Consider the following 16,984-nt stretch of genomic DNA (forward strand, 5'->3'; position numbering starts at 1 on the left):
AGGATCTCTTCCATCGTCGCTATTTCCGCAGTCTGGGTGTCGATGATGGTCCGGGCGAGCTGGATGGCATCCAGATTCTGCCCGTTGTCGACCTCTTCCTGCGCCATGTCGATCGCGCCCTCGTGATGCTGGATCATCTGCTCGAGGAACAGTCGGGACGCGTCGGTTCCTGTTGCATCGTCGAGGGCGTCCATGTCGTCGTCGGTCATCATGCCGCCGCCGTGGTCCATGGTGTCCATGGTGCCGATGTCGGACGTGTCGGACCCCCAGTCTTCGAGCCAGCTCTGGAGCTGGTCGATCTCGGGCTGCTGGGCGGCTTTGATCTGTTCGGCGAGTTCGACGACACGCTCGTCGATGTCGTCTTTGCCGAGGATCATGTCGGACATTTCGACAGCCTGGGCGTGGTGCGGAATCATCATGCGGGCGAACAGGATGTCTGCGTCGTTGGCGTCAGCATCCCGGGCGGATGAGCTGGTGCTGTCGCCGTGGTTCATTCCGGGCATGTCGCTGCCCGATCCGCTGCCGGCTGCGCAGCCGCCGAGGGCGAGAAGCGCGGTGAGGGCGAGCGCGGCGGCCGCCGCGGGACGGATCTTCATGAGGGTCCTCCAAGGTGGTGGGTGAGAAGTGTGCTCGAGCACAGGGACGCATCAGTGGGATCAGCACGGGTCCGTCAGCCGCGGATGACCGCATCCGGGTTCAGGTTCAGCCGGCGCAGCAGCTGCGCGTTCAGCGCGACCACGATCGTGGACAGCGACATCAGGATCGCGCCGACGGACATCGGCAGCACGAATCCGATCGGGGCGAGCACGCCGGCGGCGAGTGGCACCGAGATCAGGTTGTAGCCGGCTGCCCACCACAGGTTCTGCTTCATCTTCCGGTAGCTGGCCCGAGACAGTTCGATGACCGACAGCACGGAGCGGGGGTCGTCGCTTGCGAGGATGACGCCGGCGGAGGCGATCGCGACGTCGGTGCCGGCGCCGATCGCGATTCCGACATCGGCCTGCGCGAGGGCGGGGGCATCGTTCACGCCGTCGCCGATCATCGCGACCTTGCGCCCTTCGGCCTGTAGCGCCTTCACCGTGGATGCCTTGTCTTCGGGGCGGACGCCCGCGAAGAAGCGATCGATGCCCAGCTCGTTCGCCACGGCTTGGGCGACCGCTTCCGCGTCGCCGGTGATCATCACCACCTGCACACCCCGGTCATGCAGGCCGGTGACGGCCTGGCGGGACTCGGGACGGATCTCGTCGGCCAGGCGCAGCGCCCCCGCGACCTTCCCGTCGACGAGCACGTGCAAGATGATCGCGCCCTCGCTCCGCCACTGCTCGGCGACCGGCAGCTCTGCGCCGTGCTCCTGCTCGAGCATGTGGGGCCCGCCGACGTGGATCGTGTGCCCGTCGGCGCGGGCGCGGACACCGACAGCCGGCGAGGATGCGAAGTCGGTTGAGGGTGCGACGGTGAGCTGCTTGGCTTTGGCGGCGGTCACGATGGCGCGCGCGAGGGGATGCTCGGAGTCGGCCTCCGCGGCGGCGGCCAGAGCAAGTAGTTCGTCCGCCGTGATGGCGGGGACGACGGGATGGATGCCGGTGACGGCGGGGGTGCCCTTGGTGAGGGTTCCGGTCTTGTCGAACAGCACCGTGTCCACGGTCCGCATGCTCTCCAGGGCGAGCCGATCCTTGACCAGCACGCCGGCATGGGCGGCGCGTTCGGTGGCGATCGACACCACGAGGGGGATCGCGAGACCCAGGGCGTGGGGGCAGGCGATGACGAGGACGGTGATGGTGCGGATGACCGCCTCATCCGGCATCCCGAATATCGTCCACACCACGGCGGTGATCGCCGCGGCGACAAGCGCGAACCAGAATAGCCACCCCGCTGCGCGATCGGCGAGTCGCTGTGCGCGTGAGGTGGAGTTCTGCGCTTCCGCGACCAGCCGCTGGATGCCGGCGAGGGCGGTGTCATCGCCGACTGCCGTGATCTGCACCCGGACACCCGAGTCGGTCGCGACGGTGCCGGCGACGACCGGGTCGCCATCGCTGCGCCGCACCGGGCGGGATTCTCCGGTGATCATCGACTCATCCATCGACGCGGAGCCCTGCACGATGCGTCCGTCCGCGGGCACGCGGCCACCGGGCCGGACCACGACCACATCGCCTACCTGCAGGTCGGCGGGAGCGACGGTCACCGTGGTGTCGCCCTGCACCTTTTCTGCCTCGTCCGGCAGCAGCGCGGCGAGGGAGTCCAGGGCGGAGGTGGTCTGCGCAAGGGAGCGCATCTCGATCCAGTGACCGAGGAGCATGATCACGATCAGCAGCGCCAGCTCCCACCAGAAGTCCAGCTCGTGGTGCAGGATCCCGAGCGTGGCGCCCCAGGAGGCGACGAACGCGACGGTGATCGCGAGGCCGATCAGCAGCATCATCCCGGGCTTGCGTGCGCGCAGCTCGCTGACCGCGCCGGTGAGGAACGGCGCCCCGCCCCAGACGTACATGACGGTGCCGAGAACCGGGGACACCCATGCCACCCAGGCCGCGTCCGGCAGCGGGTAGCCGAGAATCAGCGCGAACATCGAGGAGAACCCGACGACCGGCATGGCGAGGATCAGCATGATCCAGAACAGCCTCCGGAACTGGGCGACATGGTGGCCGTGTCCGGCATGCCCGGCGTGGCCGCCGTACCCGCTCATCGCCGCGTGGTCGTGCGCTCCGTGTGCCAACGAGGCGTCACCGTGTCCCGGGGGCGTGTGACCGGCGTGCGGGTCGGGGGTGGCGAGAGGTGTGTGCTGGTGGTCGTGCTGGCTCATTATGAGCTCCTTCACTGTTCACGCCCGCGGGAACGCGGATGCACGATCAGGCGGGACCGCTTGCCATGCCTCCAGGGAGGGGTGTGTGGGTCAGGAACGGACGAGGCGCGCGATTGCCTCGTTGGCTTCGCGGATCTTCTGCTCGGCCACCGGTCCGCCTTCGGCGCTGGCCTCCGCGACACAATGGCTGAGATGGTCAGCAAGCAAGGAGAGGGCGACGGTCTCGAGCGCCTTCGTCGCTGCCGACACCTGCGTGAGGATGTCGATGCAGTACTGGTCGTCCTCGACCATGCGCGCGATCCCGCGCACCTGGCCCTCGGCGCGCCCCAGCCGCTTGAGCAGATCGTCCTTGCTGCCCGTGTAACCGTTCATGCGGATACCATACCCCCCTAGGGTATCCAGATGTCAACTCAGCGCCGGGGCATTCCCGCTCCCCCGCATGGCCACTAAGCCAGCGCGATTGAACGATGGCCGGCTGCGCCTCGCCGCCGGCCACCGGCCTCAACCGAGCTCGCCCGCCCGTCGCAGCCAGAACCGGACGGTGGTCGTCGATACGCGCAGTTCATCGGCGATGCGTTGGATCGCGGCGTCACTGCTCATGCGGTGCACGAGATCGAGGTAGCGCGTGACGATCCGCTGCTCGAGGGTCAGCCTGCCGAAGTCGAGGTATACCGGAGTGGCCTGGTCGCCGTTGGCGATGACCGAGAACACCTTCCGTTCGCCGTCGAGCTCGACGGCGACGGATGTTCTGGTGGGCCGGAGCCACGCGTATGCGAAGTTCCCGTCGACAACAGTGCTGAAGTATCCCGGCGCACCCCCGACTTCCAGCAGCTCGATCGTGAGGCCCGGTTCGTTGACCGGCACGCCGTTCCGTCGGACGATCAGGTGCACCGGCACGAGCTGCCGGTAGTTGTCGATCGGCCGCGGGGTCGCCGAGGCGACCCCGTCCGGCAGAAGCAGCGACCCGCCGAGAACACTGGTCCGGGAGCTTCGGATCGACGTCGCCGAGACGTGGGCCCAGTTTCCGATGCCAACGGTGCCGGTCCCGCTCGGATCGCCGATTCCCACACCGGGTCCCGTGGAGCGGCCCACGACGGAACCGGCGTTGAAGTGGACAGAGCCGACGCCGCGCTCGCCGCCACCGATGCCGGCTCCTCGCTCGCTCACGCCCTCGACATCGATTCGGTCGCTCCTGAGGGGACGGTCGTACGTCCAGGTCGTCACGACGCCGTTTCCCTCGCTGCCGCCGCCGATGCCCGCGCCAGACCACGACTCGCCTCGGACGACGGCATTGCTGATGTCGACGGAGGAATCGCCGGCCCGGCCGCCGCCGATGCCCGCGCCGCTGTCGGCGGCGGGATGGAACGCACGATCCGGCGCACGGCCATCCACCCGCCCCCCGAAGATCTGGATCAGCGCGCCCGCGTCGGAGCCGCCGATCCCGGCTCCGGTCGCGCTGCTGCCGTGAATGGAACCGCCGCGAATCCCGATGTACCCGGCATCACCGGTCCCGGGTTCGGCGCCGATGCCGGCTCCGGCGCCTCCGAACGCCGCCAGCGTCCCGCTCTGGTCGTCAGTGGCACCGGTCACGCCGACGATCTCCAACCTCGAGGAGGAGGGAACGAGCAATCCGGCACCGCCCGACGGATCGAGCGTGCCGACGTACACTGCGTGATCCGCCAGGTCGAGTACGACGGACTTCCCCGCTCCGACTGCGACCGGCGGGCACAGCGCGCTGATCGTGCCGATGTCGGCACCGAGCACGACACTGCCGCCCGCCTGCAGGGCGGTGGAGAGTTCGCCGCACGTGGTCACGGCTGCATCGGCGGCGGATGCGCCCGGCACGACCACCACCACCAGCGGCAGCGCGAGCGCGAGGCCCGCCAAGCCCGCCAGAACAGAACGGGATTCAGTTCGGATCATGTCGCCATCTCCCCCTGTCGGCCTTGCGCCGCATAGTACCGGAGTGATCTGCCCGCGCAGAAGCACATTCGCTTCATGTGCAGCCCGCCCCGAGAGACCGTCGGCGAGCACCTCCCGCTTTCAGGAATTGAAAGCAGCGCTCACCAGGTCGACACGTACTCCGAGATCTGCAGCTGAGCGGCCTGTTCGATCAGCGGCATCCCCCGCCCGACAGCCTGCTCGATGCGCCGTATCGCTGCCTCGTTGCGGAGTTCATAGCCGTCGAAGTCGGCCGTGCTGGCGTAGACCCCCAGCGGAAGCGTGATCGCCTGGAAGAAGCCGAAGAGCGGACGGAGCTGGTGCTCGATGATCAGCGCATGGCGCTCACCGCCGCCGGTCGCCGCCAGCAGCACCGGCTGACCGACGAGCGCGTACTGGTCGACGAAGTCGAACAGGTGCTTGAAGAGGCCGGTGAACGATGCTCGGTAGACCGGGCTCGCGACCACGAGAAGGTCGGCACCCTCGATCGCACGCAGCGCCTCGGTCGCATCCGGTGCGAGGTCGTCGCGGCGCAAGGCACCGGCGAGCGCGGGTCCGATCTCGGCGAGTTCGATCAGCTGCGACTCGATGCGCGCCTGGCGGCCGACCTCGTCGATGATCGCCGAGACCAGAGCGGTGGTCTTGCTCGGCGTGTGCAGCGAACCCGACACCCCGACGATCTTCAGCGGTGGGCGCAAGGAGGGCGGCGTGAGCGCGGATTCACGGTTGGCTGCGATCGTGGTCATGAAGCGACGGTACGTCGATCGAACGATACGCGTCCGGCCGGGTCGACACCGGGCGTCACACGGGCGTCACGGCGCGTAATGGTCGCGGCCGGGCGGTTTCGCACGCGGATAGCGTGGCAGTCCGGCGCGGTGCTCCGCCGCCCGTGCCGTGAAGGGACACCACTGATGAGCGACTTCTTCGATCGCGAAGGCGACCGCGCATACACGCGCGTGTACAAGAGCGAGACGCCCGACATCCTCAAGGCCTGGGCCGAGTTCGACGGCGCGGTCTTCGCTCCCGAGGGGCGGGCGATTCCGCTGAAGTTCAGGGAGCTCATCGCCCTGGCCGTGGGGATCACGACGCAATGCGTGTACTGCATCGACGGCCACACGCAGAAGGCGGTGCGCGCCGGCGCGACCGACGCCGAGTTGGCCGAGGCGGCGTGGGTCGCCACCGCCATCCGTGCAGGGGGTGGCTTCGCCCACGGCCGCCTCGCGTTCAAGTTCGCCGAGGATGCCGCGGTGCCGGCGCACCAGCACTGAGCTGCACCCGCACTGAGGCGCACCCGCACCGAGCTGCACCCGCACTGGGTGCACCCGCCTGAGGCTCGCCGGCTCCTCGCTCGCGCAGCTCCCCCCGCGCGTCAGATGCTGCTGCCGGGATTGAGAATCCCCCGGGGGTCGAACAGCTCCTTGAGCCGGCGCTGCAGCGCGTGCACATCGGGTCCGAGTTCGCGCTGGGCCCACCCCCGCTTGAGCCGGCCGACGCCGTGTTCGGCGGTGATGGTGCCGCCGAGCTCGAGTGCGAGCGCGAAGATCCGGTCGGCCGCCCGGAGCGCCGCGGCGGGCACCGGAGCATCCGCCGGGGCGTGTTCGGTCACGATGATCGGATGCAGGTTGCCGTCGCCGGCGTGGCCGAACACGAAGATGCGCACGCCCTCCTCCCGGGCGATGGCGGCGATCCGATCGATCGCTTCCGCCATCCGCCGCCGCGGCACGGCGATGTCTTCGATCAGGGTGCGGCCGAGGGCCTCAAGGGCGGGCAGCGCACGCCGACGCGCGAACAGCAGCGATTCGGATGCCGCGGCATCCGTCGCCGTCTGCACGTGCGAGGCGAGAGACGCGATCGCCGTCGTCAGAACGTCGAGCTCTTCTTCCGCACCGAACCCATCGGTCTGAATGATCAGCAGCGCTTCTCCGCGCTCGCGCAGGGTTGTGCGCTCGAGGTCGTCGATCGCCGCCAGAGTGGGCCCGTCGAGGATCTCGAGCACAGCGGGCCGGGCTCCGGAGCGGGTGATCGCCGTCACGGCGCGCGCGGCGGTGCCGATGTCGGCGAAGTAGGCGGTCGCCGTCGCGGTGCGGGTGGGGCGGGGAATGAGCCGAAGGGTCGCCCCGACGATGATGCCGAGCGTTCCCTCCGAGCCGGTGAAGAGCCCGACGAGGTCGTATCCCGTGACGCCCTTGATGGTGTCGCGTCCGACGCGAACGAGCGTGCCGTCGGCGAGCACGACGTCGAGCGCGAGCACATGGTCGCGGGTCACGCCGTACTTGGCGCCCCGCAGTCCGCCCGCGTTCGTCGCGATGTTGCCGCCGATCGTCGAGATGCCGACACTGCCGGGGTCGGGCGCGTACATCAGGCCATGAGCGGATGCCGCGGCATCCAGGTCTGCGGTGATGACGCCGGGTTCGACACGCGCGAGCTGCTCGTCGACGTCGACTTCGACGATGCGGTCGAGCCGCGACAGATCGAGCACGATCGCACCCGCCACCCCGACCGCCCCGGCCGCCAGCCCGGTCCCGGCTCCCCGTGCGACGACGGGCGTGCCGGTGCGGTGCGCCCAAGCGAGAAGGGTCTGGATGTCGGCGACCTCACGCGGGCGGACAACGCCCCCCGGATCGCTGCCCGCCCAGCCGGACCTGTCGGTCGAGGCCGCCCGCAGCACCTCGGCGTCGGTGAGCACGCCGGCGAGCGGTGCGTGCACGCTCATGCGCGCAGGTGCTCGCGGGTGAGCGAGCCGGAGGCGAACTCCGGCGGCAGCGGCACCTCGCCGGGGCGTCCTCCGCGCGCCGCCAGCGCGCCGAGTTCTCGGGCGACGGCGGCATTGAGGGGGGCGGCGACACCGTGCTGCCGCGCGATCAGCGCGATCTCGCCGCTGAGGAAGTCCACCTCGCTCGAGGCCCCGCGCGCGAAGCTCTGCCAGGTGGAGAGGTGTCCGGGCTCGTGCCCGGGAACGTCGGCGACCTCAAGGCGAGGTGCATCCCAGGGCGGCGGCGCGACGGCGAGTCGTGCCGCCGCGAAGACCCGGCGTGCCTCCTCGGTCAGCGCCGCTTCGGCGTGCTCCTGCTCTTCGAGGGCGGCCTCGAAGACGTCGACGACGTTGCGGAGATTGGCGATGAGCTTCCGCCGTTTGGCGGCCGCGATGTCGGGCTCGATCAGCGCCGCGAACCCCGCCAGCGCGAACGCGCCGCGGTGGCGTTCTTCCTCGCTCGGCTGCGACGAGGGGTATCCGCCGATCCACGCCACACCGACGACAGGCTTCGCCGGCGAGACGACGACGCCCGGTTCGAGGTGAGACGCGGGGATCCCGATCGACACGCCGATGACGCGATCGAAGCGTCGCAGCGCCGCGTCTTCGCTGGCCAGCCCGTTCTGGAGCGTGAGGATGGGGAGGTCGGCCACGACCCCCGACCGGTCGGCGAGCGGCACCCACGCGATCTGCGCGATCGCCGATTCGGCATCCTGCGACTTCACCGCCAGCACGATGGTGTCGGACGGGAGGGGTTTGGCTTCGGCGATCGACGCGACGACGTCGACCGCGATGACGTCATCACCCTCGGGGCGGCGTATGCGAACGCCCCTGCTCCGGATCGCGTCGTAGGACGCTCCGCGGGCGACCAGGGTCACGGGGAGCTTGGCGGTGGTCCACTGCGCGGCGAGCAATGCCCCGAGGGCGCCTGCGCCGATGACGATGTAGCGGCTCATGCGGCTGCCTTCCTGAGGGTGCGTCCCGGAACGGCGTCCAGAAGCGCCCGCGTGTATTCGTGGGTGGGCTCGTTCAGCACTCGCGACGCGGGTCCGCGTTCGAGCAGCCGGCCGTGTCGAACGACGGCCACTTCGTGCGCGACCTGCGCGACGACGCCGAGGTCGTGGGAGACGAGCACGTAGCCCACCCCGAGATCGCTCTGCAATCGGGCCAGCAGCCGCAGGATCTGGTCTTGTATCGAGACGTCGAGGGCCGAGACGGGCTCGTCGAGGTAGAGCAGTTCGGGCGCGATCGCGAGCGCTCGCGCGATCGCCGCCCGCTGCCGTTGCCCGCCCGAGAGCTCCGATGGGCGTCGGCGGGCGGCATCCGTCGGCAGCGCGACGAGGTCGATCAGCTCCGCCACCCGGGCGTGACGGGTCTGACGTGTTCCGATGCCGAGCGAGACGAGCGGTTCGGCGATGCTGCGACCGATCGAGAACCGTGGATCGAGCGAGGCGAACGGATTCTGCTGCACGAGCTGGAACCGGCGGCGCAGCGGTCTCGCCGCCCGCCAGCCGAGCGAGGAGATGTCGGTGCCGTCGAAGAGCACCCGTCCGCGGGTCGGCGCCTCCAGACCCAGGGCGATGCGCAGCAGGGTGGTCTTGCCGGAGCCGGACTCCCCCACGATCGCCAGCGTGCGGCCGGCCCGCGCCTCGAGTGTCACATCGTCGACGGCGCGGAGCACCGTGGATGCCGCCCCCCGGGGCGGCGCGAACTCCTTGACGACGCCCTCCCAGCGCACGAGCACCGGAGAGTCGGCATCCGGCGGGCGGCCCGGCGCAACGGCATCCGGTGCGGCGGATGTCGACCCCGGCGCGACGGACGTCAGCCCGGGCGCGGCGGCCACCAGTCGCTTCGTGTAGGCGTGCACGGGGCTTGCCAGCACCTCGATCGCCGACCCCTGTTCGACGATCAGGCCGTCTTGCAGCACCACCACCCGGTCGGCGCGGTCGGCCGCGACGCCGAGATCGTGCGTGATGATCACCAGGGCGATGCCTCGCTCTCGGACCAGCGAGTCGAGGTGGTCGAGGATGCGTCGCTGGACGGTGACATCCAGCGCGCTGGTCGGCTCGTCGGCGACGATCACGTCGGGGTGCCCGGCGAGCGCGATCGCGATCAGCACGCGCTGGCGCAGCCCGCCGGAGAGTTCATGCGGATACTGCTGCGCGCGGGCGACGGGGTCGTCGATGCCGGCCTGTGTGAGTGCCTCGATGACGGCGACGTCGACGGCCGCCTTCGGCACGCCCCGAAGGCGCACCGCCTCGCCGACCTGGTGGCCGATGCGCTGCGTCGGATTGAGCGAGACGGCGGGATCCTGCGGCACGAGGCCCACCACGCGCCCGCGGATGCGGCGAGCGACGCGCTCAGGCGCACCGGCGAGTTCGACCCCCGCCACCCTCGCCGAGCCCGCCCGCACGTGGCCGGTGTGCGGCAGGAGGCCCAGCAGTGCCAGGGCCGCGGTGCTCTTGCCCGATCCGGACTCCCCCACGATCGCGACGCGTTCCCCGCGCGCCACGTGCAGGTCGATGCCGCGCAGCGCGTGGGTCACGCGGCCGTCGCGCCGGTAGTCGACCGCCAGGCCGCGGATGTCGATGACGAAACCCGTCTGAGGCGTGTTCGCACTCATCGCTGCACCTCCTCGAGGCTCTTCGCCAGATGGTTCAGGCTCAGCACGACCAGGGCGACGAACAGCCCCGGAAGCAGCGAGACCCACGGTGCCGTGATGAGAAAGCTGCGCCCGTTCGAGATGAGCGTGCCCCACTCCGCGGCCGGTGGCGCCGCGCCGAAGCCGAGGAAGCTGAGAGCGGCGACCGCCAGGATCGCGGCGCCGAAGTCGAGCACCGCCAGCACCGCCACCGGCCCCCACGAATTGGGCAGCACGTGCGTGAACAGGATGCGTCCCCACGACGCTCCGCCCGAGCGCGCCGCCTCGATGTAGGGCAGGGTCTTCACCCGCAGCACTTCGGCGCGCGTGGTGCGCGCGAAGCCGGGGACGATGCCGATGCCCACCGCCACGGCCACGGGGATGGTGCCGAAGCCCAGAGCGGTCACGATCGCGAGGGCGAGCAGGAGCCCGGGGATGGCGAGGAAGACGTCGACGACACGCATCGTCACCGAGTCGACCGTACCGCCGACGAAGCCCGCGATCACGCCGAGCGCCAGCCCGGCGACCAGTGCGATGCCGATGGCCAGTGCCGTCGCCGCGATCGTCAGGGTCGAGCCGTGCACGACGCGCGAGTAGAGGTCGCGGCCGAGTTCGTCGGTGCCGAACCAGTGCGCGAGGCCCGGCGGCTGGAGGCGCGCGGCGGGCGCCGTCGCCGTCGGGTCGTACGTCGCGAACAGCGAGGGGGCGAGGGCGCTCAGGATGGCGAAGCCGACGATCGCGGCGGCGACGATCACGCCCGGGCGGCGGAGCAGCCCGACGACGGGTCCGCGATGCCGACGCGGGTGGGATGCCGCCGGCAGGGGCGTCGGGGTCGCGCTCGCGGTCTCGGGCGGTGCGAGAACGACGCGGGGCTTTTCGAGCACATCGGTCATGCGCGGCTCACTCTCGGAGTTCGGGCGATGCGGGGATCGAGGAGGGGGTAGAGCAGGTCGACGAGCAGGTTGACGACCACGAAGGCCGCGGCCGCGAGCACGACGATCGCCTGCACGACGGGGATGTCTTGTGCCAGCACCGATTCCTGCGCGAGCCGGCCGACGCCGTTGCGCGAGAACACCGTCTCGACGACGATCGACCCGGTCACGGTCGCGCCGACGAGGAGGCCGAGGATCGTGAGCGTCGGCAGTGCGGCGTTGCGGAAGGCGTGCCGGGCGTGCACCGCCCAGCGGCTGAGGCCCTTCGCCCGTGCCGTCGCGATGTATCCCTCGTCCAGCGTGGCGTCGAGGCTGCGGCCGAGCACCTGAGCGAGCACCGCCCCACTCGGGATGGCCATCGTGATCGCCGGCAGCACGAGGCTCTGCCAGCCCTCGTTTCCCATTGCCGGGAACCACCCCAGGGTGAACGCGAACACCTGGATCAGCAGCAGGCCTATCCAGAAGCTCGGCACGCTGACGCCGACCGCGGGAAGCCGGCGCAGCAGATCGGCGAGCCGGCCCCGGGGCAGCCAGGTGGCGAGAAACGCGGTGGCGACGCCGAAGACGAGGGCGAGGGCGATCGCGATCGCACTCAGCGCGAGGGTGCCGGGCAGGCGCTGCGCGAGCAGCTCGGTGACCGGGATGCCCTTGGCGAACGACACCCCGAAGTCGCCGCGCAGCGCCGCCCCGAGCATGCCGAGGTACTGCTCCCAGAGGGGGCGGTCGAGCCCGAGTCGGGCTGCGGCCACCTCCCGCTCCTGCGGCGTGAGCGAGTCGACCTCGATGTTGTTGGCCGACAGCATCAGGGCGACGGGGTCACCCGGCAGCAGGTAGAGGATCGCGAAGGTCACCGTGTAGGCGGCCCACAGCACCAGCACGGCCTGGCCGAGCCTCTGGAGCACGTACCTCGTCATGGGGCTACTCCGCGCTCTTCCAGATGTCGTAGTACGACAGGAACGACTCGCTCGTGAACCGGAACCCATGCACCGCCGCGGCCGTCGCCGCGAGCTGCACGCGCTCGAAGATCGGGAACGAGACGCCGTCGGCGATCAGCAGCTCCTGCAGCTCGGAGTAGATCTCGCCCCGGGCCGCGGCATCCGCTTCTTTCAGTCCTGCGTCGAACAGCGCCTGCACCTTCGTTGCCGTCTCGGCGGTCTGCGCGTTCTTCGCGAACGCCTTCGACCCGGCGTAGCGCTCGTCGAGGATCCACGCCAGCACACCGGGGTCAGCGCGCGTGTAGTAGGTCGCGAGCAGGTCGTACTGCCCATTGGCCGTGATCGCGGGGCGGTCGGCCGCCTGGTAGACGCTGAGCTTCAGCTCGATGCCGACCTGCTTCAGCTGATCCTGCAGCAGCACGTCACCGGGCGTCTCGGCCGTGATCGGCGCTACCAGAGTGAGGGTCTGGCCATCGCGGGTGCGGTAGGTCGCGCCGTCCTCGAGAACCCAACCGGCCTCGTCGAGGATCTCGCCGGCCTTCTCGGGGTCGTAGGCGAGCCCGTCGGCCTGGCTGGCGAAGAACGGCGTGGTGGTGTCGAATGGTCCCTCCACGACGGGATAGTCCGGCCCGTAGATCGTTGCGGCATACGTCTCACGGTCGATCGAGAGCTGCAGCGCATCACGCACGGCCTTCTCCGAGAGCGGATGCCCCGCGCTCACATTCGGGTAGTACGCCGATGAGGGCCCCGGCAGCGAGCGGCTCTCGATGGCCGCGCCGCTGCTTTCGAGCAGCGCACGATCTTCGGGAGTGAAGGGGTTGCGGGGCCATGCGATATCGCTCGCGCCGCTGGCGAGGTTGCCCACCCGCACGCTGTCCTCCGCGACGTAGTTGATGTGCACGGCGTCGAGGTAGGCGTCGCCCTGGTGTGCGTTGAGCGCGCTGGCCCACGAGTAGCCCTCGCGCTTGGAGAGATCGATGCCCTCGGCCGGCGTGTAGTCGTCGAGCACGAACGGGCCAGACCCCACGACGTTGCCCAGGCACCGCTCCTCGGGCGTCGCCGCGTACGACGACGCGGCCAGGATGGCCAGGTTGGTCGTGGAGGTGCCCTGCAAGAACGCCGCGTTCGGCGTCGAGAAGTCCACCTCGACGGTGTCGGCGTCGACGGCCCGGCTCGACGCGTAGCCCGCGATGTACACCCCGCCATAGGCGCCGGGCACGGCGGCGAGCGTGGCCTTCGCGCTCTCGAGCGCGGTCACGACCGAGTCGGCCGTGAACGCGGTGCCGTCGCTGAAGGTGACGTCGTCGCGCAGGTTGAACGTGTATGTCAGCCCGTCGGGGCTGATCTCCCAGTCCGTCGCGAGCCACGGCACGATCTCGCCGGTCTCGGGGTTCTGGTCGGTCAGCGAGTCGGCGACGTTGCGGATCACCTGGCGGTGCTCGATCCAGTACGTCTGGAACGGGTCGACGCAGGCGAACGCGGCGTTGTCGGGCCAGAACTCGACGGTCAGCTCTCCGCCCGCGACGGGGTCGCCCTCGGGCGCCTTCGTGGCGGCGCCCCCGGCGTCGCCGGCGCATCCCGCCATCAGAACGACGGATGCCGCGGCCAGCGCGGCGACCGCGGGAATTCGGAATCGGTGGGTCGTGCTCATGGCGGGTGGTGCCTCTCTTATGTGGTGCGGGGGTCTGGTCGTTGAGCGAGCGAAGCGAGACGAAACGTCGAGCGGGGGGTCAGGGAAGCAGGATCGAGCGGCCCGCGGCGAGCAGCGCGGCGTCGTCCTGCGGGGGGTGCGGGCGTGCGCAGAGCACGTCCCGCAGGTGGCGCTCGAACGGGAGGCTGCGGGTGAGGCCGGGATTGCCGATCGCGGCGACGATCCCCTGCACGGCGGCGATCGCCCCGCGCGAGGTCAGCAGCTTGACGAGGCCGAGGGACGCGGCCGGGCCCACGCGCTCCGAGGCTCCAGCCAACGCGCCAGCGTTGCCTGGAGTGGGCGTGGGGACCACTCGTCCGCCGTCGATCTGGGCGGCGACCGCGCCGAGCACCAGGTCGGCCTGCGTGATCTGGGCGTGGGCTTCGCCGGCGACCGTCTGGATGCGTTCGAGGGTCGCGATCGGGCGCCCGAGCGAGGTGGGGGTGCGTGCGCCGGCGAACTCGACGAAGGCCGCGAGCGCCGCCTTTGCGACTCCGAGGTACAGCGCCGGCACGGCGAGCGCGATCGCCCCGGGAATGGCGCCGTTGTTGGGCACGGTCCCGACCGGGGCGCCGCTGAAGTTCTCGAACGGCACGCGCACGTCGTCGTAGATCACGTCATGGGTCGAGCTCGCGCGCATTCCGAGGTGGTCCCAGGTGCGTTCGATGCGGATGCCGGGATCATCGCCCGGCACGATCACGTGCCCGACGCGCTGGTCGGCTTCGTCGGTGACGACCCACACCGCGTGATAGGCGAGGCCCTCCGACCCGGTGGCGAAGCCCTTGCGGCCCGAGACCGACCAGCCGTCCGCGGTGCGTCGCGCGGTCGTGGCCGGCAGCCCGCCCCGCGCCGGGGCACCGAGCTCGGGCTCGGCGCGCACGGCGTTCAGCAGTGTCGGCCGCTCCGCGGATTCGCGAAGCACCTTCTCGTAGAGCCCGGCGGGCCAGGTCGGTGACGCGGCCTGGAAGGCGTGCTGCGCCACGGTCATCGCCGAGATGAGCGCGACGGACGGATCGCCCTCCCCCAGCGCTGCGAAGACGTCGACGGTCTCGCGGGCCGAGAGCCCCCGGCCGCCGTGGTGCTCCGCCACCGAGGCGGTGAGCAGGCCGGCCTCGTGCACGGCGTGGATGCCCGGCCACGGGAACGACGCGTCCGCGTCGTGGGTCGGTGCGTGCGCCGCCAGCGTCGCCGTCACGGCCTTCAGGGAGTCCGCATCGAGGCGCGCCTCCCGAAGGGCCGCGGCGGCCACGGCGCTCACGAACGGACGCCCTCGATGATCGGCGGCTGCGGCACGATCGCTCCGCGCGCGCCGGTCGCGGCGCGGTGGGCGAGCTCCTCACGCACGAGCGGCAGGAGGTTCCGGCCGTAGTCGATCGCGTCGTTGAGGTTGTCGTAGCCGCGGATCGAGACGAGCTCCGCGCCGAGGTCGACGTAGTCGAGGATCGCCGCGGCGACGGTCTCGTAGCTGCCCACGAGGGCGGTCGAGGCTCCCTGCGCGTTGGTGACCGCGGCCGGTTTGGTCCACAGCGCCCGGTCATGCAGTTCGCCGCGGGCCGCGGCATCCAGCAGTCTTTGCGAACCGACGTTCTGCGGGGCGCCGGTCTGTCCGCGGTAGGGAACGAGCCCGGCGTTGGCGTAGTTCTCGGCGAGGGTCGCGATCTGGGCGTGTGCCTTCTCCCAGGCCAATTCGTCGGTGGCCGCGACGATCGGCCGGAAGGTCACCCAGATGCGGGGCGTGTCGGAGCGTCCGGCGAGCGCGGCGTTCTCGGCGATGCGGGTGATCTGGTCGCGGGTGTCGGCGAGGGGCTCGCCCCAGAGACCGAAGATGTCGCCGAGGGCCCCGCCGACGCGGTAGGCGGCATCCGATGATCCGCCGACCGAGATGGGGATGTCGCCGTGCGGCCGGAAGCCGGGACCGAAGTCTTCGAACCGGTAGTAGGTGCCCTCGTGGCTGAAGGGCTTCTGCTCCGTCCACGAGCGGCGCACGATCTCGATCCACTCCGCCGAGCGGTCGTAGCGCGCATCCTTGTCGAGAAAGTCGCCCTGTCGCGCCTGCTCGGCGTCGCTGCCGCCCGAAATGATGTGCACCACGGCGCGTCCGTTCGAGAACTGGTCGAGGGTGGCGAGCTGTTGCGCGGCGACCGTGGGAAAGACCGTGTTCGGGCGCACGGCGACGATCGGCTTGATCGTCTTGGTCACCGCCGCGACCGCCGTCGCGACGACGAACGAGTCGGCGCCGGCGCTGCCGTACGGCACGAGCGTGTAGTCGAATCCGGCGTCCTCCAGCGAGCGGGCGTAGTGGCGCAGGTAGTCGGGGTCGAGCCCGCGCCCCGGCAGCGGGTTGAGTTCGTCGCCCGGACGGATGTTGACGGCGCTGATGAATTCGACGGTCATGACTGCTCCTTCTGCGCGGACGCGAGAGCGCCCTCGGGGTGGGGTCCGGTGGCGACCGGACGGTCGGGGTGGTTCGACCACTGGCTCCATGACCCGGGATAGAGGGCCGGGCTGTAGCCCGCGAGGGTCAGCGCGACGAACGCGTGCGAGGCGGTGACCCCCGAGCCGCAATAGACCCCGACCGGCTCGCCATCGGTGGCGCCGAGGGCCGCGAACTCGCGGCGCAGGGTGTCGGGCTCGAGGAATCTGCCCTCGGCATCGACGTTCGCCCCGGTGAAGCGGTTGACGGCGCCCGGCACGTGCCCCGCGCGGGGGTCGATCGGCTCGACCTCGCCGCGGTAGCGGTCGGCTGCGCGCACGTCGATCAGCACACCGTCGGTCGCCAGGTCGGCGGCCTCGTCGATGCGCAGCTGCGGCAGCCGGCCGCTCGAGAGCGTCACCGTGCCGGGGGCGGGAACGATGTCGCCCGTCTCCAGTTCGCCGCCGGCGTTCGTCCACGCGCGCAGCGAGCCGTCGAGGATGCGCACGTCGGCGACGCCGGCGTCGGTGAGCAGCCACCACGCGCGTGCCGCCGACAGCGACTTGAGGTCGTCGTAGACCACGACGGTCTCGCCATCGTTCAGTCCCCAGCGCCGGGCGGCGCTCTGCAGCCGCGCCGTGGAGGGAAGGGGATGCCGGCCGTCCGTCGGTGCGCCGTGCTCGGCCAGCTCATGATCGAGGTCGACGTATACGGCGCCGGGGATGTGCCCGTCGAGGTATTCCGGGCGCCCGTCCGGACGGTCCAGACGCCAACGCACGTCGAGAAGACGCACGCCGGGATCGCGGACGATGAGGGCGGCGAGTTCGTCGGCGGAGATGAGGATGCGGGACACGGTTCTCTTTCAGAGTCGGCGGACGTCGAT

At 70.6% G+C, this 16,984-nt stretch carries 15 protein-coding genes; 1 reads left to right on the top strand and 14 read right to left on the bottom strand.

What is annotated here, in order from left to right; translation table 11 throughout:
• The 5 genes from VNT50_RS13345 to msuE all read right to left on the bottom strand — a co-directional run.
• Positions 1-596 (bottom strand): DUF305 domain-containing protein (locus VNT50_RS13345; RefSeq protein ID WP_325485598.1); only part of this gene is annotated, 596 nt, incomplete at its 3' end.
• A 74-nt stretch (positions 597-670) separates the two neighbouring features.
• On the bottom strand, positions 671-2,797 hold the full coding sequence (locus VNT50_RS13350) for a heavy metal translocating P-type ATPase (RefSeq protein WP_414683969.1): 2,127 nt from the start codon (positions 2,795-2,797) through the stop codon (positions 671-673).
• 90 nt (positions 2,798-2,887) lie between these two features.
• Complete coding sequence (locus VNT50_RS13355) at positions 2,888-3,169, bottom strand: metal-sensitive transcriptional regulator (RefSeq protein ID WP_325485599.1); 282 nt, start codon at positions 3,167-3,169, stop codon at positions 2,888-2,890.
• Positions 3,170-3,298: 129 nt separating this feature from the next.
• On the bottom strand, positions 3,299-4,720 hold the full coding sequence (locus VNT50_RS13360; RefSeq protein ID WP_325485600.1) for a hypothetical protein: 1,422 nt from the start codon (positions 4,718-4,720) through the stop codon (positions 3,299-3,301).
• Between the two features lie 140 nt (positions 4,721-4,860).
• The gene (gene msuE, locus VNT50_RS13365) at positions 4,861-5,484 is read right to left on the bottom strand and encodes an FMN reductase (RefSeq protein WP_325485601.1); all 624 of its coding nucleotides are present in this window, start codon (positions 5,482-5,484) and stop codon (positions 4,861-4,863) included.
• Between the two features lie 165 nt (positions 5,485-5,649).
• Between msuE and VNT50_RS13370 the strand changes: the two genes are divergently transcribed.
• The gene (locus VNT50_RS13370; RefSeq protein ID WP_325485602.1) at positions 5,650-6,006 is read left to right on the top strand and encodes a carboxymuconolactone decarboxylase family protein; all 357 of its coding nucleotides are present in this window, start codon (positions 5,650-5,652) and stop codon (positions 6,004-6,006) included.
• 101 nt (positions 6,007-6,107) lie between these two features.
• On the opposite strand, the gene VNT50_RS13375 is transcribed toward VNT50_RS13370, so the two are convergent.
• From VNT50_RS13375 to VNT50_RS13415, 9 genes are all read right to left on the bottom strand, one after another.
• Entirely contained in the window at positions 6,108-7,451 is a 1,344-nt protein-coding gene (locus VNT50_RS13375; RefSeq protein ID WP_325485603.1) for an FAD-binding oxidoreductase, read from the bottom strand.
• On the bottom strand, positions 7,448-8,446 hold the full coding sequence (locus tag VNT50_RS13380) for a ketopantoate reductase family protein (protein WP_325485604.1): 999 nt from the start codon (positions 8,444-8,446) through the stop codon (positions 7,448-7,450). Before VNT50_RS13380 ends, VNT50_RS13375 begins: the two co-directional genes overlap by 4 nt.
• Positions 8,443-10,113: an ABC transporter ATP-binding protein gene (locus VNT50_RS13385; protein ID WP_325485605.1), complete on the bottom strand. Its 1,671-nt coding sequence runs from the start codon at positions 10,111-10,113 to the stop codon at positions 8,443-8,445. The genes VNT50_RS13380 and VNT50_RS13385 overlap by 4 nt, the downstream gene beginning before the upstream one ends.
• Positions 10,110-11,024 carry an ABC transporter permease gene (locus VNT50_RS13390; RefSeq protein ID WP_325485606.1) on the bottom strand — a complete coding sequence of 305 codons (915 nt, stop codon included), beginning with the start codon at positions 11,022-11,024 and terminating at the stop codon, positions 10,110-10,112. Before VNT50_RS13390 ends, VNT50_RS13385 begins: the two co-directional genes overlap by 4 nt.
• Complete coding sequence (locus VNT50_RS13395) at positions 11,021-11,977, bottom strand: ABC transporter permease (protein ID WP_325485607.1); 957 nt, start codon at positions 11,975-11,977, stop codon at positions 11,021-11,023. Before VNT50_RS13395 ends, VNT50_RS13390 begins: the two co-directional genes overlap by 4 nt.
• Positions 11,978-11,981: 4 nt before the next feature.
• Positions 11,982-13,649: an ABC transporter substrate-binding protein gene (locus VNT50_RS13400; RefSeq protein WP_325485608.1), complete on the bottom strand. Its 1,668-nt coding sequence runs from the start codon at positions 13,647-13,649 to the stop codon at positions 11,982-11,984.
• Between the two features lie 79 nt (positions 13,650-13,728).
• Positions 13,729-14,946: an acyl-CoA dehydrogenase family protein gene (locus VNT50_RS13405; protein WP_325485609.1), complete on the bottom strand. Its 1,218-nt coding sequence runs from the start codon at positions 14,944-14,946 to the stop codon at positions 13,729-13,731.
• Positions 14,943-16,082 carry an LLM class flavin-dependent oxidoreductase gene (locus tag VNT50_RS13410; protein ID WP_325485610.1) on the bottom strand — a complete coding sequence of 380 codons (1,140 nt, stop codon included), beginning with the start codon at positions 16,080-16,082 and terminating at the stop codon, positions 14,943-14,945. Before VNT50_RS13410 ends, VNT50_RS13405 begins: the two co-directional genes overlap by 4 nt.
• Complete coding sequence (locus VNT50_RS13415; RefSeq protein WP_325485611.1) at positions 16,079-16,954, bottom strand: sulfurtransferase; 876 nt, start codon at positions 16,952-16,954, stop codon at positions 16,079-16,081. Before VNT50_RS13415 ends, VNT50_RS13410 begins: the two co-directional genes overlap by 4 nt.
• Between the last annotated feature and the right edge of the window lie 30 nt (positions 16,955-16,984).

The organism is Microbacterium sp., from assembly GCF_035554235.1.
In the GTDB taxonomy this organism is placed as follows: domain Bacteria; phylum Actinomycetota; class Actinomycetes; order Actinomycetales; family Microbacteriaceae; genus Microbacterium.

Bases quoted from the DNA above. Each gene is read 5' to 3' on its own strand.
- VNT50_RS13400 (WP_325485608.1), bottom strand. From the start codon at position 13,649: ATGAGCACGACCCACCGATTCCGAATTCCCGCGGTCGCCGCGCTGGCC.
- VNT50_RS13410 (WP_325485610.1), bottom strand. From the start codon at position 16,082: ATGACCGTCGAATTCATCAGCGCCGTCAACATCCGTCCGGGCGACGAA.
- msuE (WP_325485601.1), bottom strand. From the start codon at position 5,484: ATGACCACGATCGCAGCCAACCGTGAATCCGCGCTCACGCCGCCCTCC.
- VNT50_RS13370 (WP_325485602.1), top strand. From the start codon at position 5,650: ATGAGCGACTTCTTCGATCGCGAAGGCGACCGCGCATACACGCGCGTG.
- VNT50_RS13355 (WP_325485599.1), bottom strand. From the start codon at position 3,169: ATGAACGGTTACACGGGCAGCAAGGACGATCTGCTCAAGCGGCTGGGG.
- VNT50_RS13380 (WP_325485604.1), bottom strand. From the start codon at position 8,446: ATGAGCCGCTACATCGTCATCGGCGCAGGCGCCCTCGGGGCATTGCTC.
- VNT50_RS13395 (WP_325485607.1), bottom strand. From the start codon at position 11,977: ATGACGAGGTACGTGCTCCAGAGGCTCGGCCAGGCCGTGCTGGTGCTG.
- VNT50_RS13385 (WP_325485605.1), bottom strand. From the start codon at position 10,113: ATGAGTGCGAACACGCCTCAGACGGGTTTCGTCATCGACATCCGCGGC.
- VNT50_RS13375 (WP_325485603.1), bottom strand. From the start codon at position 7,451: ATGAGCGTGCACGCACCGCTCGCCGGCGTGCTCACCGACGCCGAGGTG.
- VNT50_RS13390 (WP_325485606.1), bottom strand. From the start codon at position 11,024: ATGACCGATGTGCTCGAAAAGCCCCGCGTCGTTCTCGCACCGCCCGAG.
- VNT50_RS13350 (WP_414683969.1), bottom strand. From the start codon at position 2,797: ATGAGCCAGCACGACCACCAGCACACACCTCTCGCCACCCCCGACCCG.
- VNT50_RS13360 (WP_325485600.1), bottom strand. From the start codon at position 4,720: ATGATCCGAACTGAATCCCGTTCTGTTCTGGCGGGCTTGGCGGGCCTC.